Origin of the sequence: Actinoplanes sp. OR16, from assembly GCF_004001265.1 — a bacterium.
Lineage (GTDB): Bacteria > Actinomycetota > Actinomycetes > Mycobacteriales > Micromonosporaceae > Actinoplanes.
The window spans coordinates 4,072,890-4,096,618 of the sequence record NZ_AP019371.1 but is presented as its reverse complement, the minus strand read 5'-3'; the positions used below and the strand labels follow the sequence as shown (position 1 = coordinate 4,096,618).

At 73.4% G+C, this 23,729-nt stretch carries 24 protein-coding genes; 13 read left to right on the top strand and 11 right to left on the bottom strand.

All coding sequences use genetic code 11. The annotated features are described in order from the left end of the window. Window position 1 precedes the first annotated feature (1 nt). Window positions 2–679 carry an SAF domain-containing protein gene (locus EP757_RS19000; RefSeq protein ID WP_127547875.1) on the bottom strand — a complete coding sequence of 226 codons (678 nt, stop codon included), beginning with the start codon at window positions 677–679 and terminating at the stop codon, window positions 2–4. Window positions 680–1,008: 329 nt separating this feature from the next. Between EP757_RS19000 and EP757_RS18995 the strand changes: the two genes are divergently transcribed. Continuing rightward, window positions 1,009–1,758, top strand: coding sequence for an A24 family peptidase (locus EP757_RS18995; protein WP_127547873.1), 750 nt, complete (start codon window positions 1,009–1,011; stop codon window positions 1,756–1,758). A 5-nt stretch (window positions 1,759–1,763) separates the two neighbouring features. Here the strand turns inward: EP757_RS18995 and EP757_RS18990 are convergent, their stop codons facing one another. Then, on the bottom strand, window positions 1,764–2,861 hold the full coding sequence (locus tag EP757_RS18990) for an NlpC/P60 family protein (RefSeq protein WP_127547871.1): 1,098 nt from the start codon (window positions 2,859–2,861) through the stop codon (window positions 1,764–1,766). Beyond that, the gene (locus EP757_RS18985) at window positions 2,858–3,493 is read right to left on the bottom strand and encodes a hypothetical protein (RefSeq protein WP_127547870.1); all 636 of its coding nucleotides are present in this window, start codon (window positions 3,491–3,493) and stop codon (window positions 2,858–2,860) included. Before EP757_RS18985 ends, EP757_RS18990 begins: the two co-directional genes overlap by 4 nt. Before the next feature lie 167 nt (window positions 3,494–3,660). Here EP757_RS18985 and EP757_RS18980 point away from each other — a divergent pair, with 167 nt between their 5' ends. From EP757_RS18980 to EP757_RS18960, 6 genes are read left to right on the top strand one after another with little or no spacing between them, the layout of a single operon-like run. Further along, on the top strand, window positions 3,661–3,957 hold the full coding sequence (locus tag EP757_RS18980) for a hypothetical protein (RefSeq protein WP_127547868.1): 297 nt from the start codon (window positions 3,661–3,663) through the stop codon (window positions 3,955–3,957). A 3-nt stretch (window positions 3,958–3,960) separates the two neighbouring features. After that, on the top strand, window positions 3,961–4,734 hold the full coding sequence (locus EP757_RS42815) for a hypothetical protein (RefSeq protein ID WP_160165817.1): 774 nt from the start codon (window positions 3,961–3,963) through the stop codon (window positions 4,732–4,734). A gap of 3 nt (window positions 4,735–4,737) precedes the next feature. After that, complete coding sequence (locus EP757_RS43415; RefSeq protein ID WP_127547866.1) at window positions 4,738–6,213, top strand: hypothetical protein; 1,476 nt, start codon at window positions 4,738–4,740, stop codon at window positions 6,211–6,213. Continuing rightward, a complete protein-coding gene (locus EP757_RS18970) occupies window positions 6,210–7,679 on the top strand; it encodes an SCO6880 family protein (RefSeq protein WP_127547864.1) in 1,470 nt (489 codons plus the stop codon). The genes EP757_RS43415 and EP757_RS18970 overlap by 4 nt, the downstream gene beginning before the upstream one ends. Window positions 7,680–7,695: 16 nt before the next feature. Beyond that, window positions 7,696–9,135 carry a hypothetical protein gene (locus EP757_RS18965; protein WP_127547862.1) on the top strand — a complete coding sequence of 480 codons (1,440 nt, stop codon included), beginning with the start codon at window positions 7,696–7,698 and terminating at the stop codon, window positions 9,133–9,135. Beyond that, window positions 9,132–10,946 carry a type IV secretory system conjugative DNA transfer family protein gene (locus EP757_RS18960; protein WP_127547860.1) on the top strand — a complete coding sequence of 605 codons (1,815 nt, stop codon included), beginning with the start codon at window positions 9,132–9,134 and terminating at the stop codon, window positions 10,944–10,946. Before EP757_RS18965 ends, EP757_RS18960 begins: the two co-directional genes overlap by 4 nt. A 58-nt stretch (window positions 10,947–11,004) precedes the next feature. On the opposite strand, the gene EP757_RS18955 is transcribed toward EP757_RS18960, so the two are convergent. The 5 genes from EP757_RS18955 to EP757_RS18935 form a co-directional block, all read right to left on the bottom strand. Beyond that, the gene (locus tag EP757_RS18955; RefSeq protein WP_127547858.1) at window positions 11,005–11,520 is read right to left on the bottom strand and encodes a DUF4913 domain-containing protein; all 516 of its coding nucleotides are present in this window, start codon (window positions 11,518–11,520) and stop codon (window positions 11,005–11,007) included. Next, a complete protein-coding gene (locus EP757_RS18950; RefSeq protein WP_127547856.1) occupies window positions 11,517–12,557 on the bottom strand; it encodes a hypothetical protein in 1,041 nt (346 codons plus the stop codon). Before EP757_RS18950 ends, EP757_RS18955 begins: the two co-directional genes overlap by 4 nt. A gap of 81 nt (window positions 12,558–12,638) precedes the next feature. Further along, window positions 12,639–14,126, bottom strand: coding sequence for a relaxase/mobilization nuclease domain-containing protein (locus tag EP757_RS18945; RefSeq protein WP_127547855.1), 1,488 nt, complete (start codon window positions 14,124–14,126; stop codon window positions 12,639–12,641). Continuing rightward, window positions 14,123–14,515 carry a hypothetical protein gene (locus EP757_RS18940; RefSeq protein WP_127547853.1) on the bottom strand — a complete coding sequence of 131 codons (393 nt, stop codon included), beginning with the start codon at window positions 14,513–14,515 and terminating at the stop codon, window positions 14,123–14,125. The genes EP757_RS18945 and EP757_RS18940 overlap by 4 nt, the downstream gene beginning before the upstream one ends. 35 nt (window positions 14,516–14,550) lie before the next feature. Then, on the bottom strand, window positions 14,551–14,877 hold the full coding sequence (locus EP757_RS18935) for a hypothetical protein (protein ID WP_127547851.1): 327 nt from the start codon (window positions 14,875–14,877) through the stop codon (window positions 14,551–14,553). A 215-nt stretch (window positions 14,878–15,092) separates the two neighbouring features. Here EP757_RS18935 and EP757_RS18930 point away from each other — a divergent pair, with 215 nt between their 5' ends. From EP757_RS18930 to EP757_RS18910, 5 genes are all read left to right on the top strand, one after another. After that, window positions 15,093–15,311 (top strand): hypothetical protein, encoded by a 219-nt coding sequence (locus EP757_RS18930; RefSeq protein WP_127547849.1) that lies wholly within the window; start codon window positions 15,093–15,095, stop codon window positions 15,309–15,311. After that, window positions 15,311–15,598, top strand: a complete 288-nt coding sequence (locus tag EP757_RS18925; protein ID WP_127547847.1) for a hypothetical protein — start codon at window positions 15,311–15,313, stop codon at window positions 15,596–15,598. The genes EP757_RS18930 and EP757_RS18925 overlap by 1 nt, the downstream gene beginning before the upstream one ends. Window positions 15,599–15,905: 307 nt before the next feature. Continuing rightward, the gene (locus EP757_RS18920) at window positions 15,906–16,250 is read left to right on the top strand and encodes a hypothetical protein (RefSeq protein ID WP_127547845.1); all 345 of its coding nucleotides are present in this window, start codon (window positions 15,906–15,908) and stop codon (window positions 16,248–16,250) included. Next, a complete protein-coding gene (locus EP757_RS18915; protein WP_127547843.1) occupies window positions 16,250–17,557 on the top strand; it encodes an FtsK/SpoIIIE domain-containing protein in 1,308 nt (435 codons plus the stop codon). Before EP757_RS18920 ends, EP757_RS18915 begins: the two co-directional genes overlap by 1 nt. After that, complete coding sequence (locus EP757_RS18910) at window positions 17,554–19,038, top strand: hypothetical protein (RefSeq protein ID WP_127547841.1); 1,485 nt, start codon at window positions 17,554–17,556, stop codon at window positions 19,036–19,038. The genes EP757_RS18915 and EP757_RS18910 overlap by 4 nt, the downstream gene beginning before the upstream one ends. A 55-nt stretch (window positions 19,039–19,093) precedes the next feature. On the opposite strand, the gene EP757_RS18905 is transcribed toward EP757_RS18910, so the two are convergent. After that, on the bottom strand, window positions 19,094–20,197 hold the full coding sequence (locus EP757_RS18905) for a M20 family metallopeptidase (protein ID WP_197725536.1): 1,104 nt from the start codon (window positions 20,195–20,197) through the stop codon (window positions 19,094–19,096). A 170-nt stretch (window positions 20,198–20,367) separates the two neighbouring features. On the opposite strand from EP757_RS18905, the gene EP757_RS18900 reads away from it, so the two are divergent. Then, window positions 20,368–22,152: a hypothetical protein gene (locus tag EP757_RS18900; RefSeq protein WP_127547839.1), complete on the top strand. Its 1,785-nt coding sequence runs from the start codon at window positions 20,368–20,370 to the stop codon at window positions 22,150–22,152. Here the strand turns inward: EP757_RS18900 and EP757_RS18895 are convergent. Continuing rightward, on the bottom strand, window positions 22,127–23,281 hold the full coding sequence (locus tag EP757_RS18895; RefSeq protein ID WP_127547837.1) for a hypothetical protein: 1,155 nt from the start codon (window positions 23,279–23,281) through the stop codon (window positions 22,127–22,129). The genes EP757_RS18900 and EP757_RS18895 overlap by 26 nt on opposite strands. Then, complete coding sequence (locus tag EP757_RS18890) at window positions 23,278–23,613, bottom strand: hypothetical protein (protein WP_127547835.1); 336 nt, start codon at window positions 23,611–23,613, stop codon at window positions 23,278–23,280. The genes EP757_RS18895 and EP757_RS18890 overlap by 4 nt, the downstream gene beginning before the upstream one ends. Window positions 23,614–23,729 lie beyond the last annotated feature (116 nt).

Below are 23,729 nucleotides of genomic sequence, written 5' to 3'. Positions count from 1 at the left end.
GTCACCTCCCCGAGCTCAGCGAGACGACGATCCGCTCGTCGGCGGCGCGGGCCGCCACCATCGCGGCGTCCCGGTTCGGCACCGCCACGTTGAGCAGGGTGCTGCCCTCCTTCACGCCGTCCCGGACGTCGACCACGACGGCGGTGACGATCTCCGGGGCGGGCTCGGCCTTGCGGGCGGGGTTCGCCGCGGACGGGCTGTCGTCGTTCGTGATGATCAGCCGGACGGTGTCGCCGGGGACGATGCGCTTGCTCGGCACCCGCTCCTCGCCGAGGCTGATGCCGACGAGCTGCCTGCCCGGGCCGGGCACCGGCTCGTCGGTCAGCTGCGCCTCGGTCAGCAGCGTGCCGGCGACCAGGCCGACGGTCGCGTACTTGCCGATCACCGCGGAGGCGTCGGCCGCCTTGATCGGGCGCAGCGCCGGATCGGTCGTGATCCGCACCTTCGTCAGCTTGTCGACGGTGATCTCCGAACCGGCCTCGACCCGCTGGCTGACCGCGAGGTACTCGGCGGTGCTGCCGACCGTGGCCAGCAGCCGCCACCCGATGAGGCCGCCGATCGCGATCATCGCGACGCCCAGCCAGACGAGCATGGGACGCCACCGGCGCTGCGGGGCCACCTTGGGGATCGCCACCGCGGCGGTGAGCTGCGGCGGGGCGGACGTGGGCGTGGTTGTCATGCGGAGACCACCTGGGCTTCTCGGCTCGGAACAGTACGGAATCCGGCGGCGTGCCGGGCGGACGGTCGAAAGCGGAGGACTATCGGGACCGGACGGCCGCGGGTGGTATCCACGCGCGAGGCAGCCCTGTGTCCGGACACAGATAGATCGTCATGCGGCCCTCCCCCGAAACCGGCCTGTACGACGCGCCACTGATGTGGTTGGCTGCCTGTCGTCCTAACGCGACGGTGTGCCGAAGAGGCAGCATAGATCGATAGCGGCCACCGCGACAGGTCATTCGTCGATCGATCGTCGTCGTGTCGTCCATCGACGCAGGAGGTTTTCCCCGGATGGGAGACACGCTCGTCACCCGGCGGACCACCCGCTCGGCGATGCTGCTCGCGGTCACGCCCGGACTGCGATGGCTGGTCGCCAGGCTCGCCGTCGAGCCGGGCGAACCGGCCCGGACCGGCTGCGACGGATGTGGTTCGCCGCTGCGGCCGGAGTCGCCCGCGTGGTCCGCGTTGTGGCCTGCGGGTCGGTGCGGCGGGTGCGGCCATTCGCTCGGGGCGCCGGCGTACCTCCTCGAGATTTTGATCTTGATGGGTGTGACGATCGCGGTCCTGGCGGCGCCCTCGATCCCGATCGCGATCGGCGCGGCCTGGTGGGTGCTCTGCGCGGTGCCGCTGCTCTTCATCGACCTGCGGGTGCACCGGCTGCCCGACGTGCTCACCGGCGCCGCCCTGGCCGGCGTGCTGCTGATGGAGACGGTGGCGGCGGCGACCGGCGGCGCCTGGCCGGCGCTGGGGCGGTCGGTGCTCTGCGCGCTGGTCTACGGCGCGGCGCTGCTGGTGTTCGCGCTGATCCTCGGGCCGCGCGGGCTCGGCCTCGGCGACGTGAAGCTGTTCGTCTCGATCGCCGCCCTGTTCGGCTGGTGGGGCTGGAGCACGGTGTTCGGGGTGCTGTTCCTGTCCTTCCTCGCCAGCGGCGTGGTGGCGGCCGGGCTGCTGATCAGCCGGCGGGTGCGGCGCGGCTCGCACATCGCGATGGGGCCGTACCTGGTCGGCGGTTCGCTGGCGATGCTGGCACTGCTGGCCTGACCGTCTCATTTCGCCACCGGCCGCCGGATCGCGGCGACCTTGCTGCTCCAGCCGCTGACCGGCACCACCTTCACCACGTCGCCGGTCCGCGGCGCGTGCACCAGGTACTGCTTGCCGTCGCCGCCGAGGCCGATGTACATCCCGACGTGCCCGGGCCGGCTCATCGTCCCGTCCGAGCCGGGGATCAGGATCAGATCGCCGGGTTCCAGCGCGGCCAGCGAGCCGACCGCCACGCCGGTGCGCACCTGATCGCCGGTCACCCGCGGGATGCTCACCCCGGCCGCCGCCCACGCCTTCTGCATCAGGCCGGAGCAGTCCCAGGTGTCCGGTCCTTCGGCGCCGAAGACGTACGGCTCACCGACCTGTTCCAGCGCGAACCGCACGGCGGCGGCCTGCTGCTGGTCGGACGGGAGACGGTAGCCGGGCGGGATGCCACCGGTCCCGCTGCCGGGCAGCCCGTCACCGCCGTCACTGGTGCAGGTGATGCCGAGCGTGCCGGTGACCGCGTCGACGATCTGCTCCGCCTCGGTCTGCCACTTCGCGTACGCGTCCGGGGTGGCGCTGCGCTGCACCCGCTGCGCCGCGACCGTGAGCGGCAACTCCTGCCAGCCGTCCACTTCGACGAGACGCTCGTAGAACTTGCGGGCGGCGTACCGGGGATCGGTCAGTTGCGCCGGCGTGCCCCAGCCCATGCTCGGCCGCTGCTGGAAGAGCCCGAGCGAGTCGTGGTCGTTGGCGTCACCGAGATCGCCGAGGTTGCGCAGCGAGGACTCCTGCATGGCGGTGGCCACCGCGACCACCCAGCCGTACTTCGGCACGTTCATCTCGGCGCCGACCGTGACGATCGTGGCGGCGTGCCCGACCTGCTCGGCGTTCCAGTTGCCCACCTCGGTGACCGGCGCCGGCCCGGGCGCCGGGGTGGGAGCGGGCGCCGGACTGCCGGACGCGCCCGGGGCGGCGCTCGGCAGCGCGGTCACCGTGCAGGCCATCGCCGGGCTGGAACCGAGCACGCTCACCGCCACCAGGACGAGGAGCACGATCGGCGACACCGCGATGCCGGCCACGATCACCGCCGCGATCGTCAGGGCCCGGTTGCCGTTCATCGCAGGCCCGCCGTCTGCACCTGATAGTGGGCGACCCGCCAGCCTGCGCCGTCCGGCCCGCCGCGGCGCAGGTCGCAGTCGAGGACGCTGCGTTCCTCCGGGCCGCGCCATCCGCGGTCGCCGGCCGGCACGGCGGTGACCAGCACCGAGCGGCGCGACGTGACAGCGGTGTCGGTCTGCCGCGGGTTCGGGTCGAGCACCTCCACCGACGTCTCCAGCCGGGCGCGCTGCCGCCGCCAGGTCTCCCACCGGGAGTCGCGGGCCGCGGCGGCGCTCTGCGCGGCGAGGGCGCCGGACATGTACGCCGCCGCCCGCCGGTAGGCGTCGGCCGGTCCCGCGTCGGCGACGGTGTCCGCGCTGTAGAGCGCCGCGGCGAAGGCGGCACAGACCTCCGCCGGATCGCCGTAGCCGAAACCGGAGGCGACCGGGGGCCGCACCGGCGCCACGACCGGTTCCGGCGGTACCGGCTCGGCGGCGGGGACGGCCGGCACGGCGACGAGCGGCGCGCCGGAAGAGACGGCGGCCGGTCCAGCGTCGGCGGCGGGAGCGGTGGCGGCTGTGTGCGGGCCGGCCGAGCAGCCGGCCATCAGCAGGGCCAGGAGCACGGCAGCGGATCGGGTGGCTGCGTCCATGCCCGTCACGATGGCCCGCCGGTAGCGCCGTTACCGCTGCCGGAAACGGTGGTAACGCCGGTAGCGCGACCGTCGACGGTGACGTCAACTCCGCCGTCAGCCCCCGGCGGCGAAGGTCTTCGGCAGATGCCCGGCCGGGGCATCACCGATCCTTCGAGGAGTCACCCATGCTCGTTCACTACGTCACCGCGGCGGCCGACATCGTGCTGGCAGCCCCCAACCCCGCCCCGGTCGCCCCGCCCGGGCTGGAGGCGGCCGGGAACATGTTCCTCGGCTGGCTCAAGTGGGTGCTGATCCTCGGCGGCGTCGCCGGTCTGTTCATCTGCGGGATCATGATGACCGTCGGCCGGCGCAACCGGTCGTCGTTCGCCGCCGACGGCGCGGCCGGCATCCCGTGGGTGCTCGGCGGGCTGACCCTCGGCGCGGTCGGCGCGGTCATCGTCGGCGCGGTCCTGCCGGGCTGAGCCATGACCTACGACGTCATCGCCCGGGCTCGACGCCGGCGCAACCGGTTCCTCGCCGTCTGCCTGACGGCGGCGGCGGTGGCCGGGAGCACGGTCACCGCGGTCATCATCCTCGCCGCGGGGACCCCGTCCCTCCGTACGACCGACGAGGCCGCACCGCCGCCGGTCACCGCGACCACCGCCGCCGTGGTCAGCCCCGCTGCCGGTGATGCCGGCGGCGGGGCCCTCCCCGACGACCTGGTCTGGAACGAGCTGGCCGGGATCGCCGTCCCGGTCTCGGCCCGGTCCGGACCCCACGACGACGCCGCCGGGCTGGCCCGCGGATTCACCCACGACGCCGGCGGCGCGGTGCTGGCCGCCGTGCACATCGTGGTCCGCGCCAACCCGCAGGTCGGCTCGGCGATCTTCGACCCGACGCTGCGCGACCAGGTGGTCGGTCCCGGCGCCACGCCGATGCGCGAGCAGGTGGCGCAGGTCTACACGCAGATGCGGGAGCAGGCCGGCGCCGCCGACGGGGAGCCGCTCGGCAGCCTCGCCGCCACGCTGCGCGGTTACCAGCTGACCGGGTACCGCCCGGACACCGCCGTGGTCCGGCTGCTCACCGAGGCGAGCGGGCCGACCGGCGAGCTGGTCCAGGCCGTCTCGCAGGTGCAGATGGTCTGGACCGGCGAGGACTGGGCGTTGCAGGCGCCGCTGAGCGGCCGCTTCGAGGAGACCATGTCGGCCGCGTCGCCCGCCGACGTCGCCGCTTTCCAACCGTTCAGTCCTGGCAGGTGAGTCGTGCCCAGTCTGCTGTGCAACCCCTTCTTCCCGGCCGGATGCGCGATCGAGTGGGCCACCAAGGGCTCGGAGAACGTCGCCACCGGCATCGTCGGCACCGTGCTCGACGGCATCGCCGCCGCCGTCAAGCAGGCCATCGAGTTCGTCGTGATGATCCTGGCGAGCTGGACCCTGATCCCGTCGAACGACCTCTGCAAGACCGGCGGCACCCGGGACAACGCCGCCACCTGGGGCGACGACTGGATCCAGAACTGCAATCAGGCGAGCGCCGGGCCGGCACAGGAGCTGCGCGGCTACATGCTGCCGCTGACGCTCATCGTGCTGGTCGGCGGCCTGATCTGGCAGGGCATCACCGTGGTGATCAGCCGCAAGGGCGAGGGGTTCATGCAGGCGGTCCGCGGTGTGTGGAACACCGCGCTCTGGGGCGCCATCGGCGTGGCCGGAACCCACCTGATGCTCAAGGCCGGCGACAGCTACTCGACGTGGTTGCTCGCCGAGGCGGTGATGCGGGAGAACGGCAAGTCGGCGAGCGACGGCCTCGCCGTGGCGATGACCGGGCTGATGGTCCCGGCCGCCCCGGTGGCGCCCATCCTCATGATCCTGATCGGGATCGTGATGGTCTTCGCGGTGCTCACCCAGATCATTCTGATGATCTTCCGGGAGGGCGCGATCGTGATCCTGGCCGGTCTGCTGCAGTTCGCCGCGGCCGGCACCGTCACCCGGACCACCAGCGCCTGGTTCCAGAAGACGCTGGGCTGGACGATCGCGCTCGCGGCGTACAAACCGGCGGCCGTCTCGGTCTACGCCGTCGCGATCATGATGATGCGCGGCAACAGCCGGGACTGGCTGATGGGCCTCGGCATGGTCGTGATGTCCATGGTGGCGCTGCCGATGCTGATGAAGTTCTTCACCATCTTCACCGGCCAGGTCGGCGGCGGCGGCGGTGGCGGAGGTCTGATGGGCGCGGCCGCCGCCGGGATGCACGGCGCGTCGTCGCTGCGCGGCGCCGGTGGTGGTGGCGGCGGTGGTGGTAACAGCGCCGGTGACCACGCCCGGTACATGGACAGCCAGGGCCCGGGCAGCGGTGGCGGCTCACCGACGGGCGCGGCGACCACGCCTCCCACCGGTGCGGCACAGGGAGCGAGCGGCGGCATTTCCACTTCCGGGGGTACGGCGGGAGCTGCCGCCGGCACGGGTGGAGCAGGCGCGGGGGCAGCCGGCGCGGGAGCGGGCGCTGCCGGCGCTGGAGCCGGGGCCGGAGCAGCAGGGGCCGGAGCAGCAGGGGCCGGCGCCGGAGCAGCAGGTGCCGCGGGAGCAGGTGCCGCCGGAGCGGGAGCCGCCGGAGCAGCGGCCGCCACCGGACCGGCCGCCCCGGTCGCCCTGGTCGCGATCAAGGGAGCCGAGGTCGCCGTCGGAGCGGTCAAGTCGGCGGCGGAGAACGCGCAGTCCGCCATGGATGAGGGAACGAGCCGATGAGCGAGCAGGTACGCACGTACGGTGGCTGGCGGCGCTCCCGAGGCATGGGCCTGTTCGGGCTCGGCCCGGCGCAGACCCTCACCGTCCTGATCGCGGTGACCGCCGTGATCATCTCCGGGTCGATCAGCCTGAAGGCGCTCGGCATCACCGTGGTGCCCTGCGCGCTGCTGGTAGCGCTGCTGCTGGTGCGCTGGGACGGTGTTCCGCTCTCCGCCGGGATCACCCAGCGGGTCCGGTGGCTGATCGGGGCGAACCGCGGCTACACCTCGTACCGCTCCGGGGTCATGGTGGCCGGGGAACACGCCTGGCAGCTGCCGGGCGTGCTCGCCCCGACCCTGCTGCGCTCCGTCGACGACGCGGCCGGCAGCTACGGCGTGGTCTACAACAAGCGGCTCGGCACGATGACGGTCACGCTGCGCTGCGCGGCCACCTCCACCTGGCTGGCCGACTCCGGCACCGCCGCCGCCTGGGTCTCGAACTGGGCCGGCTGGCTGGCGAACCTCGGTTACCTGCCGATCGTCAGCCACGTCGCGATCACCGTCGACACCGCGCCGGACCAGGGTTCCCGGCTCGCCGACCACGTCGGCCGGCGGATCGTGCCGCACGGTCCGGCGTCCGCTCAGCGGGTGCTGCGCCGGCTCGTCGAGGTGTCCCCGGCGGCGGCCGCCGACGTCGAGACCCGGGTGTCGATCACGTTCCGGCCGGGGGCGTCGCCGGCCAAGCCGGGGAACGCCGACGAGGCGCTGGACGAGATCTCCCGAACCCTGCCCGGCCTGCAGGACTCGCTCGGCAGCTGCGGGCTGACCGTGCTCGGCCGGGCCACCGCGGAGAACCTCGCCGCCACCGTGCGGACCGCGTTCGACCCGGCGCAGCGCGGCGCCGTCGCCCGGCTCACCGAGCTCGACCTGACCCGCTGGGTCGACTGGGAGACCTGCGGGCCGGTGATGGCCGAGGAACACACCGACCGGTACGAGCACGACTCCGGTGTCTCGGTCTCCTGGGCCTGGCACGAGGCGCCACGGCAGAACGTGCACTCGGACGTGCTGGCCCGGCTGCTCGCCCCGGGACCGCACCCGAAACGGGTCACGCTGCTCTACCGGCCGTTCCCGGCGGGCGAGGCGGCCCGGATCGTCGAGAGCGAGGTCAACGCGGCGGCTTTCCGGCAGGCGTACAACCGCGCGCAGCGCCGCGACGAGTCGGCCCGCGACCTGGCCGACCGGGAACGCGCCCAGCAGACCGCGCGGGAGGAGGCGACCGGTTCCGGCGTCGGCCTGATGTCGCTCTTCGTGACCACCACGGTCCTGGACGCCGCCGATCTGGGCCGGGCCGTCGCCGACGTCGAGTCCCGCGCCGACGTCGCCAAGATCCGGCTCCGCCGGCTGCGGGCCAGCCAGGCCGCCGGATTCGCCACCACGCTCCCCTGCGGCGTGTGCCCGCCGCAGCTGTCCCGCCACTTCCCGCACTGAAGCCTCGAGGAGAGTCATGCGTACGAAATCGGTGGAAGCCCCGGCGTGGGGTGTCCGCGCCCCCGGGGCCGGCCGGGCCAGTCACGTCGCCCCCGGCATGGAGTACCAGGGCACCACGGTCCAGCTGTGCGGGCTCTACCCGTTCGTCGCCGGGTCCGGAGCGCCCACCCTGGGCGTCCCGATCGGCCGGCACATGCTCTGGGGCGAGGTGGTCTGCCTCGACCCGCTCGAGTGGCTGCGTGCCGGCCTGGTCACCAACCCCGGCGTCTTCGTCCTCGGCCAGCCCGGCGTCGGCAAGTCCACCATCGTGAAGCGCCTGGTCACCGGGATGAGCGGGTTCGGGACGTCCACCCTGATCCTGGGCGACACCAAGCCGGACTACACCCGGCTGGTGCAGTATCTGGGCGGCCAGGTCATCCGGGTGGGCCGCGGCCTGGACCGGCTCAACCCGCTCGACTCCGGGCCGCTCGGCGCCGCCCTCAAGCGGATGGGCGCGGCCGAGGCACGCCAGCTGCGCCTGGAGGTCCGCGGCCGGCGGATGTCGCTGCTGCTGGCGCTCTGCGCGCTGGTCCGCGGCCAGTCCCTGAACAACACCGAGGAGATCATCCTGGGCCGGGCGATCGACGTGCTCGCCGAGCGGCTCGACCACGACCCGACCGTGCCGGACGTGCTGCACCTGGTGGAGACCGGCGCCGACGAGCTGCTCGCCGCCGCCCGGGCCCGCACCGAGGGCGAGTACCGGCGCCGGGTCGACCAGCTGGTTCCGACGCTGGCACTGCTCTGCGAGGGCTCGCTGCGCGGGGTCTTCGACGGTCCCACCACCACCCCGCTCGACCTGGACGCCCCGGCGGTCAGCGTGGACATCTCGCAGGTCGCGGCGGCCGGTGACCAGCTGGTGGCGGCGGCGATGCTGTGCACCTGGGCGTACGGGTTCGGCATGGTCGACGCCGCGAGTGTGCTCGCCGACCAGGGTCTCGCGCCGCGCCGGCAGTACCTCGGCGTGATGGACGAGCTGTGGCGGGCGCTGCGCGGCGCGTCCGGCCTGGTCGAGCACGCCGACGCGCTGACCCGGCTGAACCGGCAGCGCGGCATGGCCTCGGTGATGGTCACCCACTCGCTGGCCGACCTGGACGCGCTGCCCACCCCTGAGGACCGGGCCAAGGCGCAGGGCTTCGTGGAACGCTCCGCCATCAAGATCCTCGCCGGGCTGCCACCCCGCGAGCTGAACCGGGTGAACGAGGTGATCCGGCTCTCCGGGCCGGAACGCGAGCTGGTGTCGTCCTGGGCGGCGCCGGAGGCCTGGTTCGCCGGCTCGGTACACCCCGGCCGCGGCAAATACCTGATCAAGACCGGTGAGCGGCCCGGCCTGCCGGTGTCGCTGTCGCTGGTCGACGAGGAGTGGAAGCTCTACGACACCGATGCGGCCGTGCGCGGGACCGAGGTGACGGCGCCGTGAGCACCCGGGCGATCGAGCCGGGCGGCAACGCCGGCGGCGCCACCACACCCTTCGTGATCATCGGGCTGGCCTGGGCCGGGCTCAGCCTGATCTGGCTGTCCTGGCCGGCCGGGCGCCTCACGGCCGCGGTCACCGGCGCCGAGCCCGGTCCCGGATTCGGATCGGTCTACCTCCAGCACCTGATCCGCGCCGAGTGGCCGCTGCTCTGGCCGGGAGTGCCGCCGGCACTGGTCGGCGCCGCGTACATGATCATGGTGGTGGGTCTGGGCATCGTGGTAACGCTGGCGGTTCTGCTCTGGCAACGCCGCCGTCCGGACGCCGACGACCCGTTACCGGCCCTGGCCTCCCCGGCCCAGCTGCGCGCGCTGAGCCTGCCGGCCGTCGTGGCCCGGGCCCGCCGGCTGCGGCCGAGCCTGGCCGGAGTGCCCGCCAAGGAGATCGCGCCCGAGTCGGCCGGGCTGGTGCTGGGCACCCACCGCCGCCGGCGCGGCCCCGGCGAGCGGCTCTACAGCTCGTGGGAGGACGTGCTGCTCGCGGTGATGGCGCCGCGGGCCGGCAAGACCACCGCCCTGGCCGTGAAGGCGGTCCTGGACGCGCCCGGCCCGGCCCTGGCCACCAGCAACAAGCCGGACCTGTGGGCGACCACCGCTGCCGAGCGCGCCGAGCACGGCACGGTCTGGGTGTTCGACCCGCAGGACATCACGCACGCCGCGCAGACCTGGTGGTGGAACCCGCTCGCCACGGTCGACAGCGTCGAGGAGGCGCAGCGGCTGGCCGAGCACTTCGTGCAGCAGATCCGCAACGCCGAGAGCGGCGACGACTTCTGGAGCATGGGCGCGCTCGACCTGCTGACCTCGCTGATCCTGGCGGCTGCGGTGAGCGGGCAGTCCCTGGACGCGGTGCAGCGCTGGCTCTCCGACTCCACCGCGCGCGAGCCCGCCGGCATCCTGCGCGAGGCCGGGTACCCGGCGTCGGCACGAGCGCTGATCGGGCGGCAGGCCGGCGCCCCGGAGACCCGCGACGGCATCTACGAGACCGCCCGCACGGCCGCCGCCTGCCTCGCCAACCCGGCGATCATGAAGTGGGTGACGGCTCGCCCCACGCTGACCGCCCTCGACGTGGACGCGTTCGTGAGCAGCGCGGACACCCTCTATCTGCTGTCGAAGGACGGCGCCGGGGCGGCGGCGCCGCTGGTCGCCGGGCTCACCGACCAAGTGCTGCGGGCGGCCGTCACCGCGGCCGAGGCGCAGGGTGGCCGGCTCGACCCGCCGCTCGTGGCCTGCCTCGACGAGGCCGCGAACATCTGCAAGATCCGGGATCTGCCGGAGCTGTACTCGCACTTCGGCTCCCGGGGGATCATCCCGCTCACGATCCTCCAGTCGTACCGGCAGGGCACCCGGGTCTGGGGTGAGAAGGGCATGGACTCGCTCTGGTCGGCGGCGACCGTGAAGCTGGTCGGCGCCGGCATCGACGACGCCCGGTTCGCCGACGACCTGTCCCGCCTGATCGGCGAGCACGACGTCACGGTCTCCTCGCGGACCCGGGACGGGCAGGGGCAGACGTCGTACCAGGTGTCCACCCGGCGGCAGCGCATCCTCGACGCCGCGCAGATCCGGGCGTTGCCGAAGGGCGCCGCGCTGCTGCTGGCCACCGGCGTCCGGGTCGCGATGCTGGATCTGCTGCCCTGGTACGACGAGCCGCGCGCCGCCCAGCTCACCGGCGCGGTGGCGGCCTCCACCGCCGAGATGACCCGGCGTGCCCAGCAGAGCCGGCTCGACCGCCGGGCCCGGCTGGCCCGCCGCAACTCCTGATCGGTTCAGTCAGAAGGGCCGCTCCCGGACGGGAGCGGCCCTTCTCGTGTGCGGACGGTCAGTCCTGGTCCCACCAGTCCCACCACTGCGGCGGCGCCGGCTCGCTGGCGGGCGCCGCGGGCAGCGTGTGCCGGGCCGGTGCGTCCCCGGCCGGGGCGCAGTCGCGGAACGGTCCCTCCTCGCCGCAGAGCAGCGGCAGGTGATGGTCGAGCTCGCGGAGCCAGCCGAGCATGCCGGTCATCTCCAGGCGGGCGTGCTCCCAGCCGTACCAGAGGGCGGTCAGCCGGGTGACCGCCTCGTCGTGCCGCCACCACTGCTCGCACCAGTGCCGGCGGGTCAGGCCGGTGACGCCGACCGGGCGCGGGAAGGACGGCAGCAGGTAGGTGGTCACCCACTGCTCGACCGTGGCGTACAGCGGCGGCCGGCCCTCGTCGGCCGGCGCCGTGGCCGCGGCACCGGCCCGGTCGGCCAGCATCTGTTCCATCTCCTGCAGCCGGCTGGTCAGCAGGGACAGCTGGGCGGCCAGCTCGGCGGCGGACAGATCCGGCTCGCCGGATGTGACGGTGACGGTCATCGGGTCCTCCCCCGGGTCTCGGTCCGCGGCCGGCTCTCGGCCGGCTTCTTCCCCGCCACCTCGGCCCGGATCGCGCCCACACTGAGCTTGTTCGCGAAGCCCTGGGACGCGAGCGGCCTGTCCACCACGACCCCGACGTGCACCGGTCCGTTCCGCTGCCGCGCGGCCTGCGCCTCGAGGCCGTCCGCGGTGTCGTCGAGGGTCACGCTCCGCCGCTGGCCGGCGCTGTGCTCGTCGTGCGCGGTGCGCGGGTCGTCGTCACCGCCGGACGCGCTGCGGCCCTGCTTCCGGGCGGCGTCACCGAGCTGATCGCGGTTGTCCGCCTCGCCGTCCGGCACGCACGCCTCGCGCAGACGGTCGAGCCGGCCTGCGGCCGCCTCCTCGCCCGCGTCCCGCCACTGCTGCTGCAGCGCGCCCAGCGTGGCCGGGCTGGCGTTGCGGGACAGCAGCTCGATCTCCGCGCCGACGGCCTTGTCCAGGCCGGCCAGCGCCGGATCCTCCCGGCCGGGGTGCGGACGCGCCCGCGGCCCGCGCGGCTGACCGTTCGCGCGGGCGTTCTCCTCCCACATCTGCTGGTAGACGTTGCGCATCGCGGTGCCCGGGTCGTGGTGGGCGCGCTCGCGGTCGTAGCGGGCCATCAGGTCAGGCTGCAGCTGCCGCATCCGGTCCATGGCGTCCTTGACCAGGCGCTCGCCCACCTTGTCGCCGTTCGCGAGGTGTGCGCTCGCGGTCCGCCAGACGCTCGCCGCCTGCGCGAACGTGGCCTCCTCGGTCAGCCACTTGGTGTCGATGCCCTCGGCCAGCCGCTCGCGCTCGCGGAGCCAGCCGGCCCGGAACGCCTCGGCCCGCTCCCGCATGGCGTCGGCCTTCCGGATCCGGCCGGCCTCCTGTTCCTTGTCGGCGGCTTCCTTCGCCAGCCCGACGGCGACCCACCGGGCGCCCGCCTCCAGCACCGTGCTGATCATCGCGGCGCCCTGGGTCAACTCCCGGCGGGCGTCGTTCATCGGGTCGGGGTAGTGCTGATGTATCTCCGCCACGGGTCACCTCCCTTCGTCCCCCTCAATCTCCCGATCGGGGTTGCCGGGCCGGTGACCCGTGCCGTTACCACGGCGGGCCGATCAGCCCGGTCGTCCGCGCCCGGCCTGGGGTACCGATGCTGTCCGGTGGCCGGCGACCGCGCCGGGATTCACCGCCTGAGCAGGCGTTACCAGACGGCGGCCGCCCTCGGTCACCAGCTTCTGCCCGCCCTCGGTGAACATCCGCAGCGCTACCGTCGCCCGGTGGGCGGCCTCGGCCTGGTGCAGCCGCCGCTGCGCGGTGCGCAACTCCTCCAGGGCGCGGCCCAGCCGGGAGATCTCCCGCAGCAGGGCGACCGCGGCGGCCCGGTCCTGGTCACCGGAGACCCGGCCGGCCAGCGCGATCCGCCGGGACAGGTGCCGCAGCGACGTCGAGTGCGTGGTCCCCCTGGCGACCTGCCCGCCGATGTCCCGGACGGCCCGGTCGAACAGGTCCGCCGCCTCGGTCAGCGGGCCGCCTGCGGTGCCCTCCACCGCGTACGCCGTGCTGGTCAGCACGTCGGCCGTGGCCTGCAACGACGCTTGCCCGCCGTCGCCGTCGCCGTCGCCGGGCCGGCGTAGGCGTCCCGCCGCGTCCCGCACCGCCGCCCGGGCCTCGGAAAGCACCCGGCTCCGGGCCGACCTGCTCGGTGCCGGGGCGGCGTCGCCGAACGGCAGCTCCTCCGCGACGGCGGCCGGCCCGCCGAACCGTTCGCGCAGCTTCGGCAGGGTCAGGTCGGGCGCCAGCCGGCCGCCGCTGTAGTAGACCGGGTCGCCTCCGGCGGTTCGCGCGCCCGGCAGCGCTACGGCGTACCCGGTGATCTGCTCTTGATCTTTAGTGCTGTGCCGCAACCGGACCAGGACGCCGCCCGCCCGCAACCGCTCGAAGAACTCGTCCCGGCTGGTGGCGCTCGCCGCCGCGACCCGGACCCGACGCCGCAGCTCGTCGCGCGGGGTCTCCCGCCAGCCCTTGCGCTGCGCCTTGTTGACCTCCACCGGGTGCGGGCGGCGATGTGCTGTCCGGTCGGCCGGCGCGGTCTGCTTCAGCCCGTAACGTTCCTCCAGGTCACGGGTCGCGGACCGGCAGCGCAGATAGTCGTTGCGACCGGGCTCGACGCGGCCGTCCTGACGGACCAGGGTGGCCGCGATGTGGATGTGGTCGTCGCCGTGGCGCATCGCTATCCAGCGGACCGCGTCCAGGTCGCCGTGCGGCGCCAGGCCGCTCTGCGCCATCACCTCGCGGGCGATGTGCGCCCAGTTCTCGTCGGACAGTGTGCGATCCTCCCGGGCCAGCCGCACCGAGCAGTGCCAGACCGGCTTCTCGGGTGGCCGGCGGCGGGCCGCGACCGGGTCGTTGAGCAGCTGCCGCAGGGCGCTGACGTCGTGCCGGCCGCCGTCGCCGAGACCGGGTTGCAGCGAGTCCAGATCACCGGCGCCGTCCCAGGCGGCCACCAGGTGGGGGTTCTCGTGCTCCTCCTGCCGGCCCGGGCCCCAGAGGTAGGTGAGCAGCGTGCCCAGGGCATTGCTGCGCCGGTGGACCCGGGCGATCACCGCAGCCGCCGGCGGACCGCGGCACTGGTGTCGTCGACGGCCGCGACCGCCTTGGCGCACCGGTCGGCCAGCCGGTCCAGCCCGCGGGTGCCGGTAGTGGAGCGCATCTCCTCGGCGAGCCGGGCCACCGCCGACCGGGCCGCCATCAGCTGACGCAGCAGCGCCCGCAATTCCTCGGCCTCGGCGTCGGTCTCGGGTGGCGCCGCGCCGGCGGCCGCCGCGAGGGCAGCCGCCGCCGCGTATCCGGTCGGCGTCAGCTCAGCCGCCGCGGCCGCGGCGCTGAGCAGGTCGTGCTCCTCGTCGGAGAGCCGGATGAGGACCCGGCGGTGCCGGCCGGGGAACTGGTGGGCCCGATCACGGCCGCGGATTCGCCACTCGGTCGTCGTCATCCACCGATGGTGAAACTCCCCGGTTAGCCGTCCCGTTACCGCCTGAAGACCTCGTCCCACACCTCGGTGGCGGTCTTCGAGGCCACCCGGCTCTGCGCGGCGCTCACCGTCACGCCGGTGCTGCGGGCCACCTCGGTCGCGGTCACCATCCGCTCGCGCAGCGCGTACGCCGTCAGCAGGTGCACCGCCTTGCGGGAATGCTGCTCGACCTCGGCCCAGCGCTTGAGCAGGTCCACGGTGTAGGGCACCCGCTCGTCGGCGCGGCCGGCCCGGTCGATCGCCTCGAGCAGCTCGGCCACCTCCTCGCGGCGGCCCTGAAGCCAGTCGTGCAGCTCGGCGGGGACCGGCGGGGTTTCGGACATCAGTCCTCCTTGGATGGTCGATTAAATCTAGATACTAGATATTAGTTTTCGGTCAGACAAGTGGAAACGGGTCCACTGATAACCGGTTACATCTCTTGCTGCATTGATTGAGTTTCTAGTTTCTAGAAACTAGAGTCGGAGGGACAAGCGACGGCCCGCCCCCGCGAGCTTGGCGGCAACAGGGGGCGGGCCACGATCCCCGAAGGGACGGCACCATGATGCCCGAACTGCACGAACCCCGGCCCTACCGGCTGCGCCTGGTCGGCACCCGCGCGATCGAGTCCTTCCCGCTGACTCCCCGGATGTACGCCGGGGCGGCCTGCGTCATCTGCGGGGCCGATCCCGCCGAGGCCGAGGTCTTCGGCACGATCGTCGGCCAGAGCCGCCGCAGGGTCTTCGCCTGCGCGGCGCACAGCGACGACCGGCTGTTCTGATGACCCGCTACGCCCCGCCGCCGGTCTGCATGGGCTGCCGACGGCAGGTCCGGCGCATCTCCCTCATGACGTACCTCTGCGACGGCTGCACCCGCGTCTTCTGGGGGCAGTGCCGACGCCGGTACCCGGCCCACCGGCCGCGCCGCCTCCGGCGCTGGTGCGGCGGCTGCGACCGGCTCGTCTGGCGCTGGCAGTGGCAGGAACACACCCACCTCTGCGACTTCTGCACCCGCAACATCTGTGCCCGTAACCGCCGGTGGGTCCGCCTCCAGGAGCGCCGGTTCTGAGCCCGGGCCTGCGGCCCGCAGCCTCCCCCGTCGGGTGATCTCCTCAGCACGGACAGGCTCGCCCCGATCACGTCGGCGCGCCGGGGTCAAACAGCCTCACCGTTTGACCCCGGTGGGTCGGCGTGATTGCCCCCGTGGTGTCCGGGCTGAGGGGATCGCACGACCCCGACCACCCCACTACCTGCCTTTTCGCCCCTCCGGCTGATCTCTGAACGCCGGACCGGGTCTGGGCAGAGCCCAGGGTCTTGTCTTTCTAGTTTCTAGAAACTAGAGTCGAGACATCGCCATTTCACACAGGAGGTTCCACATGCTCAACGTCTCGTTCGGCGCGGTCCCGGTCTTCTCCGCCTGCGTGCCGAAGACGAAGTTCGAGGACCGCAAGCGGGTGCCCGCGTTCACCAAGCAGGGTGTGCCGCTCTGGGCCGTCCGGGTCATGGCTCCGCAGCTCCGCTACGGCGCGCTGGTCGACGAGATGGTCACGGTCTCCATCGCCGCGACCGAGGACCCCGCCCAGGGCATCCCGCGCGGTGCGGCCGTCGACTTCGACGGCCTGATGCACGGCAGGACCCCTCACCGCGTCGTGGACGGCAAGGTCGCGGGCGGCGTGGACTACTTCATCGCCGACGGCGTCCGGGTCCGGAAGGCGGCCTGATGACCGACCTCCCGACGCTCGCCGAGGCCGCCTCCCTGACCGGGGGCGGCCTCGCCGCCTGGGCCACCGCCCACTACTACGCGCTGCCGCACGCGCTCTGGGCCGACCGGCACACCCGCCGCGCGCTGTACCGGCGCGCTGCCATCCGGCGCGGCTGGAAACGGCAGACGCGCCAGCTCGGGCTCGGCGTGGCGCAACCGGTGCCCGGCTGGCTGGACCGGGCGCTCAACCGGCAGCCCGGCCCGCAACACCCCTGGCTGCGGGCCACGGCCGACCAGTACGGCGTCACGATCCGCACCGGAACCATGCTCGGCGTCGGCCTGGACGAGTGGGTCAAGCAGAGCGAGCACCTGCGCAACGCCTGGCGCGCCGAGCGGATCAAGATCACCCAGCCGGAGCCGGGACGGCTGAACCTGCGCGTCCTGCTGCGTGACCCGCTGGCCGACGACGCGCCCTCACCGCTCGTCGCCGCCTCGGGCAGCGGCTGGCGCTGCACGGTCACGCCGGGCAGCCTCGACCCGTACGACCCGATCCTGTGGGGCTACGACGACGACGGGCACCCGGTCACGTCCAGCCTCGCCGGTGGCGTGCACGGGCTGATCGCCGGTGCCACCCGGTCCGGCAAGTCGATCGGCGCTAACACGCTGCTCGCGGTCGCCAGCCTCACCCGCAACGTCCGGCTGACCATCATCGATCCGAACCTGGCGACCGCCGCGCCCTGGTGGCGGACCGCGTACCGGGTCACCGACTCCAGCGACCCGGACGACGCCGCCGCCGTCCTGAACGCCGTCAGCGACGAACTGGAGGGCAACAAGGCGCTGTTCTGGGAGTCGCGCACCGACCGGGTCAGCGAGTTCACCGAGGATCGGCCGCTGCACGTCGTCGTCATCGACGAGTTGCCGAACTACACCCGGCACCCGGACCGGAAGAAGTCGGAACGCTTCGCCGCCGCCCTGCTGCGCTTCGCCAGCCAGTCCGCCAAGTTCGGCGGGCGGCTCTGGCTCATCGCGCAGAAACCCGGCGCGGACGTGCTGAGCACCACCGTACGCATGAACCTCTCGGCCCGGATCTGCTACCGCGTCGACACCGGAGAGGACTTCGAGCACCTGTTCCCGGAAGGCCGCTCGCTGCCCTTCACCGCCGCCGACCGCTCCCTGCCGCCCGGCGTCGGCGTCGCCGCCGTCGGCTCCATGCCCGCCCCCGTCCGCTTCCGCTCCGTCCACCTGCCCACCGAGGCGTGCTGGTCGATCGCGGACGCGATCTGTGCGGCCGGTGGCCAGCGCCGGGAGTCGGGGTCTGCGGCATGACCACCGTCCACACGCAAGCCCTGGTCCTCGCCGTGCCGGGCGACCGGGACGCCGAGTCGCCGGGCGGAACGCAGGAGGCGACCGGCGTAGGCGGCCCCGCCGCCGACCGGGCGAACGGAACGGCGGAAGGGCTTGTTACATGTGTCAGAACCGCACGCCTTTTCACCCCACCGCCTCCGGCCAGATGGGAACCCGCCTTCCCGACCCCGGAACTCGTCTCGTTCGCGGTGGACCTGCTCCCCCGGCGGGACGCCTGGGACGGGCACGAGGGGCCTCGCCCGCGCATCCTCATCGCCCCCGGCTGCATCGCCATCGAGCGGCCCGACCTCGCCAAGAAGGAACGCGCCCAGGAACGGGAACGCCGCCGCCGCCAGGTCGCCGCCGACCTGGCCGCAGCCCACTACCTGGCACACGGCGAGTACCCCGACGACCCGGAACCCTCCCGCGAAGTCACCTCCTGGTCGCGGCGCTCACGCGCCCGGATGGTCCGGCGCATGTGCGAACTCGACTACGCCCCGCTGCTGGCCGACCCGGAACGGGTGCCCGCGATGGTCACCCTCACCTACCCCGGCGAGTGGCAGACCGTGGCACCCGACGGGAAGGCGCTCAAAGCGCACCTGACGACGTTCCGGCTCCGGTGGAAGCGCGCATGGGGCGCGGCCCCGGTCGGCGTCTGGAAGCTGGAGTTCCAGCGTCGGGGCGCTCCGCACGTGCACATCCTCACCGTGCCGCCGCACGGCGTCGCCCGCACACCCCGCCGTGGCGTCCGGCCGGTCGGCGCGGGAATGGCCTTCACCGCCTGGCTCTCGGCCACCTGGGCGGACGTGGTGAACCACCCCGACCCGGTGCAGCGCATGCGACATGAGCGGGCCGGTACCGGCGTGGACTTCGCCGAGGGCCTGCGCGCCCGCGACCCGCGACGGGTCGCCGTCTACTTCACCAAACACGGCACGTTCGCCGACAAGGAGTACCAGCACATCGTGCCGGAGGAGTGGCGGAAGCCGGGGCACGGTCCGGGCCGCTTCTGGGGCTACTGGGAGCTGAAAACGGCGGTGTCCGGGGTCGAGGTCACCCCGGACGTCCAGATCGCCGCAGCGCGCGTCCTGCGGCGCTGGGCACGCGCTCAGGGCACCACCCGGCGCGTCGTCGTCCCCCGCGTCGACACCACCACCGGCCGCCTGCGCCTGCGCCCGGTCCGCCGCCGCGTCAAGCGCCTCGCCAGCGGCTCCGGCTGGGTCTCCGTCAACGACGGCGCGGCGTTCGCCTCACAGCTCGCCCGATACCTCACTGACCGCGCCCGGTCAGCGTCTCCAGGTGATAACCGGAGACATATCTTGCTGCATCCCACCCCGACCCACCGGCTCCACATCTTCGCAGGTCAGAGCCGCGCACGCCGCCGACCGCCGGCGAATCGCCCGGCCGGCCGCCGCGATCGCCGCCGATCAGCGCGCCCGACGCTGCTCGCTTCCCGTATTCGGTGACCGAACCGCATATCTTGCTGCCGGCGCGCGGGCAGGGCCGGCAGGCAGCTCCCGGTCACGCGATAGTGGCCAGCCTCTCGGTCAGGAGGCCCACCACGGCGCGGACGCCGAGGCCGATGGATCGCTCGTCGGCGCCGAAGTCGGCAGCGTGCGTGATCCCGTGCAGGCCGGCCGCTTCGTTCGCCACACCCAGGAAGATCATGGCGCCGGGGACCCGCTGCAGGAACAGGGCGAAGTCCTCGCCGTTGAACGGATACGCGGCCGGCATCGTGACGACGTCACCCACCGCACGCAGTGGCTCGGCCGCGGCCAGGCTGAGCTCCGGCGAGGACACCATCGCCGGAAACGGTGGGGCGGGGAACTCGATGGTGGCGCCGTCCGCCAGCCGCCGCAGTTCGTCGCGGATCTCGGGGTAGCGGTCGTCAGGCCAGGCGCGCCACCAGGCCCGGACCTCGTCGGTGTCGGCAAACGATTGGACGTACACGTACCGAGAGAGTGGGCCGTCAGGGGTCGCGAGGTCCTGGACCAGCTGCCGCAACTGCTCCGGTGTCTGCGGCGGGCGGACCGTGGACAGGGCGTCGACGGCGGCGGCGATCCGCTCGCCACCGGTGGGCGGCAGCAGGATGCGGCAGTGGTCCTGCCCGGGAAGGCCGGCGCCGGGCGTGACCACGAACGTGCCGACCGGAATCGGCGCGCAGTGCAGCGCGTAGATCTCCTGCGGCGCGGTGCGCTCCAGCACGCCGTCCTCGATCATCGCGTGGGCGCCGGTGAGGTTCTCCTCGGCCGGTTGGAAGATGAAGACGACGCGACCGCGCGACAGCCGGCGGCGGCGAAGTTCCTCGGCGGCGCCGACCGCGATCGTGGTGTGGATGTCGTGCCCGCACAGGTGGGCCGCACCCGGCACCCGCGAGCGGAAATCGCTGTCGAACGTCTCCGTGTCGGGGACGGCGTCCAGGTCGGCGCGGTAGGCGACGGTCGGGCCCGGCTCGTCACCATTGAGGACCGCGACGACACCGTGGCCGCCGACGCCGGTCGTCACCTCCAACCCGGCCGCCCGCAGCCGTTCAGTGACGAGGGCGGCGGTGCGCTGCTCTGTGCCGGCCAGCTCGGGCCACCGGTGAATGTCACGCCGCAGCTCGATGAGTGCATCGTCATACATCAGCAGGACTATGCCCCACGGCCGACGCGAAATCCGCCCCGCGGCCATGCGTCGGGTGCCACTTCCCACCGGACAGGACATCAGAGCCGTGCACGCCGCTCCTCGCTTCCGTATTCGGTAACCGAACCGCATATCTTGCTGCCGGCGCCCGGCAGGGCCAGCCTAGGCACATGGGCGTAGTGGGCGATCGCCATCCGACCGAACTGGAACAGCGGCTGATCGACAGCGTCGTTCGCGGGGAGCTGCTGGATCTCGCCGGCGACGAGCCGGTCGACGAGGCCGCGATGCGCTCCTGGGACGGCCCCGGCCGTACCGTCCGAGCAGAGATCATCCGCGACGTCGTACTGGGCCGGCTGGCCGCCGAGCCCGACCCGCGCGGGTTGCGGCTCCGAGGCGCCCTGATCGCCGGCCGCATCGACCTGGAGAACGTCACCCGCGATCTGAACGTGCAACTGACCGCCTGTCACGTGCCTGACGGCCTGCTGCTGCGCGACACCAGCCTGCTTGCCCTGGATCTGGCCGACTCGCGAATCGGGCCCTCGTCCGGCTCGGACGGACCAACGATCGACGCCGCCCGGCTGACCGTCAGGCTCCTGGATCTGAGCGGGACCACGGTCACCGGCACTGCCGACGGCGGCGCGATCCGGCTGGTCGCCGCCCATTTCGATCAACTCACTTGTCAAGGGGCGCGGCTGCGGAACACCGGCGGACCCGCCCTGAACGCCGACGGCCTGCGCGTCGAGCAGGACGTGTTCCTGAGCGACGGGTTCACCGCCACCGGCACCGGCGAACACGGCGCCGTCCGACTGCCCGGCGCTCACTTCGGTCACCTGGATTGCACCGGGGCACGGCTGGAGAACACCACCGGACCCGCCCTGAACGCCGACAGCCTGCGCGTCGACCAGGCGGTGTTCCTGCGTGACGGGTTCACCGCCACCGGCGCCGGCAACCTCGGCACGATCCGGCTACTCGGCGCCCACATCGGCCAGCTGGAGTGTGACGGGGCGCGGCTGGAGAACACCACCGGACCCGCCATGCACGCCGACAGCCTGCGCGTCGACCAGGCAGTGTTCCTCCGCGACGGGTTCACCGCCACCGGCACCGGCGACGACGGCGCCGTCCGGCTCTCCGCCGCCCACATCGGCGGCCAGCTGGACTGCACCGGCGCGCGGCTGGAGAACACCACCGGACCCGCCCTGAACGCCGGCAGCATGCACGTCGGCCAGACCACGTACCTGGTCAACGGGTTCACCGCCACCGGCGCCGGCGGGCGAGGCGTCCTCCAACTCGACGACGCCCACATCGGCGGCGGACTGCGGCTCGACACCGACCGCGTCTTCACGACCGATCCCCTGAACAGAACGCTGGTCGACCTCGACGGGACCGTCTACACCGGACTGCCACGGCCGGGCTCCCTGGACCGATGGCTGCGGGTGCTACGCGAGCACACTCCCGCCTACGCGGCCCAGCCCTATCAGCAGCTGGCCGCCGTCCACCGCGCTGCCGGCCACGACCACGAAGCCCGCGACATCCTCATGGCCCAGCGTCGCGACCAGATCGAGCGCGGCGCCATCACCGGCACCGACCGTGCCTGGGCCCGGATCACCGGCCTCACCCTCGGCTTCGGCTACCAACCGTGGCGCGCTCTCCTGCTGCTGGTCGGCGTGCTCCTGCTCTCCGTGTCGGCCGCGGTCCTCGCCGGGCACGACGGCGGGCTCGCCCACACCAGCCGCACCACCACACCCGGCGCCGCCTGCAGCACCCTGGAACAGATCGGCGTCGGCCTCGACGTGGGCACTCCGCTGTTCAAGACCGGTACGCGGGACCAATGCGCTCCCACCGCCACCACCACCGGGCAGGCCCTGACCATCGTCGGCTGGCTCCTGCAAGCCCTCGCGTGGGCGTTCGCCGCCCTCTTCATCGCCGGCTTCACCAGCGCCGTCCGCAGAACCTGAGGTCCATCGCCCTCAACCCGTCCGCGGCCTGACGAGCCGCTGAGGCCTGGTGCGGGCGCTCCCCCACGGCACGGACGCCGGCCAGCGCATCCGCCGCCTCGATCAGCGCGTGCGGCGTGAGCGGGCCCGGGTGTCCCGGACAGTCGCCACCCGCTGACGCGACATCGCGGGCCGCGTGGTCCAGGAGCCGGGCGGCCGCCGTCATCGGGCCGCCGTCCGCGCCCTCGGCGTCCCAGGCAAGCCGGGTCAGAGCGTCCGCTGCGGACGGCACACACACCGGCCCGCCGCGGGCCGCCGTGACGGTCCAGCACGCGGCCCCCGACCAGCGCTCCCGCAGGCGCGGCAGGGTCAGGTCGACGGCCAGGCGGCCGCCGCCGAACCAGATGGGGCGATGGTCGGCGGTGGCGCCGGGTGGCAGGGCTACGGCGTACCCGGAATGGTCCTCCCGAAGCCGGACCAGAACTCCCTGCCGGCGCATCCACGCGAAGAAGGCGTCCTCGCCGCCGGTGTGTGCGGCGGCGGCCCGGACCAGGCGCAGCAGCCGGGTGCGGGGAGGTTCGGGATGGCCGGCGCGGCTCGCCTTGCGGAGCTCGGCCGCCGTCAGACCTCGTGCCGCGGTGCGATCGGCCGGCGCCGTGCGGACCAGGCCGAGACGCGACTCCAGGGCCATCGCGGCGTCCCGGGCCCGCAGGTAGTCGTTGCGCGCCGGCTCGCTGAACCCGTCGTGGCGGGCCAGGATCCCGGCGATGTGCACGTGGTCGTGACCGTGGCGGACCGCCACCCACGGCATCGCGGCGAGGTCGTCCTCGGGCGCCAGTCCGGTGTCGTTCATGAAGTCCCGGCAGATCCGCTCCCAGGCGCCGTCGTCCAGTACCGGATCCGCGGGGGCGAGCCGCAGCGAGCAGTGCCACACCGGGGCGGACGGCGGTGCTTCCAGGAGGGCGTCGAGCGGCGATTCCAGCACTGTCACGAGGCGGGTGTGGTCCCGCTCCAGCCGGTCGAGCGCGCCGAGGCCGGGAGCACCCGCCACCAGCCGGGGGTTGAGGTGCGCCTCCTCCCGGCCCGGCCCGTAGAGGTACCGCAGCAACCCGGGCAGATCCGTCCCCCGCCGGTGGATCCGGGGGATCACCGCGGCAGCCCGGCCCGGATCTCCTGCAGCACCGCGTCGACCCGGTCGATCACGCCGGGCAGGAGTTCCGGGTCGACGGTGGTCAGGGCGATCCGGGTCCGGGACAGCTCGCCGAGGACGGCCCGCAGCGGATCCAGGTGCGGGGTGGCGCCGGCGGATGCGGCGGTCAGCGCCATCAGGGCGACGTACCCGCTCGGGGTCAGACCGGCACGGTGGGCGGCGACGGTCACCTGGTCGGCTTCGGCGGTGGTGAACCGCGCGTTGATGCGGCGGGGACGGCCCGGGGACAGGTGACGGCGGTGCCGCAGCGGCCGCTCATGCTTCTTCTCCATGCCGCAAGTGGAAGCGCCCGGTGTTAGCAGGGTCGCAACCACGGGCGGGCGTCGTACACGAAGAGTGTTAGCGGCAGCGCTACCAGGGCCGGCGTTTGCGAGGGTGTTTGCCACCG

What these genes read in the sequence shown, in the direction of transcription:
- EP757_RS19000 (WP_127547875.1), bottom strand. Translation starts at nt 679, where the DNA reads ATGACAACCACGCCCACGTCCGCCCCGCCGCAGCTCACCGCCGCGGTG.
- EP757_RS18995 (WP_127547873.1), top strand. Translation starts at nt 1,009, where the DNA reads ATGGGAGACACGCTCGTCACCCGGCGGACCACCCGCTCGGCGATGCTG.
- EP757_RS18990 (WP_127547871.1), bottom strand. Translation starts at nt 2,861, where the DNA reads ATGAACGGCAACCGGGCCCTGACGATCGCGGCGGTGATCGTGGCCGGC.
- EP757_RS18985 (WP_127547870.1), bottom strand. Translation starts at nt 3,493, where the DNA reads ATGGACGCAGCCACCCGATCCGCTGCCGTGCTCCTGGCCCTGCTGATG.
- EP757_RS18980 (WP_127547868.1), top strand. Translation starts at nt 3,661, where the DNA reads ATGCTCGTTCACTACGTCACCGCGGCGGCCGACATCGTGCTGGCAGCC.
- EP757_RS42815 (WP_160165817.1), top strand. Translation starts at nt 3,961, where the DNA reads ATGACCTACGACGTCATCGCCCGGGCTCGACGCCGGCGCAACCGGTTC.
- EP757_RS18970 (WP_127547864.1), top strand. Translation starts at nt 6,210, where the DNA reads ATGAGCGAGCAGGTACGCACGTACGGTGGCTGGCGGCGCTCCCGAGGC.
- EP757_RS18965 (WP_127547862.1), top strand. Translation starts at nt 7,696, where the DNA reads ATGCGTACGAAATCGGTGGAAGCCCCGGCGTGGGGTGTCCGCGCCCCC.
- EP757_RS18955 (WP_127547858.1), bottom strand. Translation starts at nt 11,520, where the DNA reads ATGACCGTCACCGTCACATCCGGCGAGCCGGATCTGTCCGCCGCCGAG.
- EP757_RS18940 (WP_127547853.1), bottom strand. Translation starts at nt 14,515, where the DNA reads ATGACGACGACCGAGTGGCGAATCCGCGGCCGTGATCGGGCCCACCAG.
- EP757_RS18935 (WP_127547851.1), bottom strand. Translation starts at nt 14,877, where the DNA reads ATGTCCGAAACCCCGCCGGTCCCCGCCGAGCTGCACGACTGGCTTCAG.
- EP757_RS18930 (WP_127547849.1), top strand. Translation starts at nt 15,093, where the DNA reads ATGATGCCCGAACTGCACGAACCCCGGCCCTACCGGCTGCGCCTGGTC.
- EP757_RS18925 (WP_127547847.1), top strand. Translation starts at nt 15,311, where the DNA reads ATGACCCGCTACGCCCCGCCGCCGGTCTGCATGGGCTGCCGACGGCAG.
- EP757_RS18920 (WP_127547845.1), top strand. Translation starts at nt 15,906, where the DNA reads ATGCTCAACGTCTCGTTCGGCGCGGTCCCGGTCTTCTCCGCCTGCGTG.
- EP757_RS18915 (WP_127547843.1), top strand. Translation starts at nt 16,250, where the DNA reads ATGACCGACCTCCCGACGCTCGCCGAGGCCGCCTCCCTGACCGGGGGC.
- EP757_RS18910 (WP_127547841.1), top strand. Translation starts at nt 17,554, where the DNA reads ATGACCACCGTCCACACGCAAGCCCTGGTCCTCGCCGTGCCGGGCGAC.
- EP757_RS18905 (WP_197725536.1), bottom strand. Translation starts at nt 20,197, where the DNA reads ATGTATGACGATGCACTCATCGAGCTGCGGCGTGACATTCACCGGTGG.
- EP757_RS18900 (WP_127547839.1), top strand. Translation starts at nt 20,368, where the DNA reads ATGGGCGTAGTGGGCGATCGCCATCCGACCGAACTGGAACAGCGGCTG.
- EP757_RS18890 (WP_127547835.1), bottom strand. Translation starts at nt 23,613, where the DNA reads ATGGAGAAGAAGCATGAGCGGCCGCTGCGGCACCGCCGTCACCTGTCC.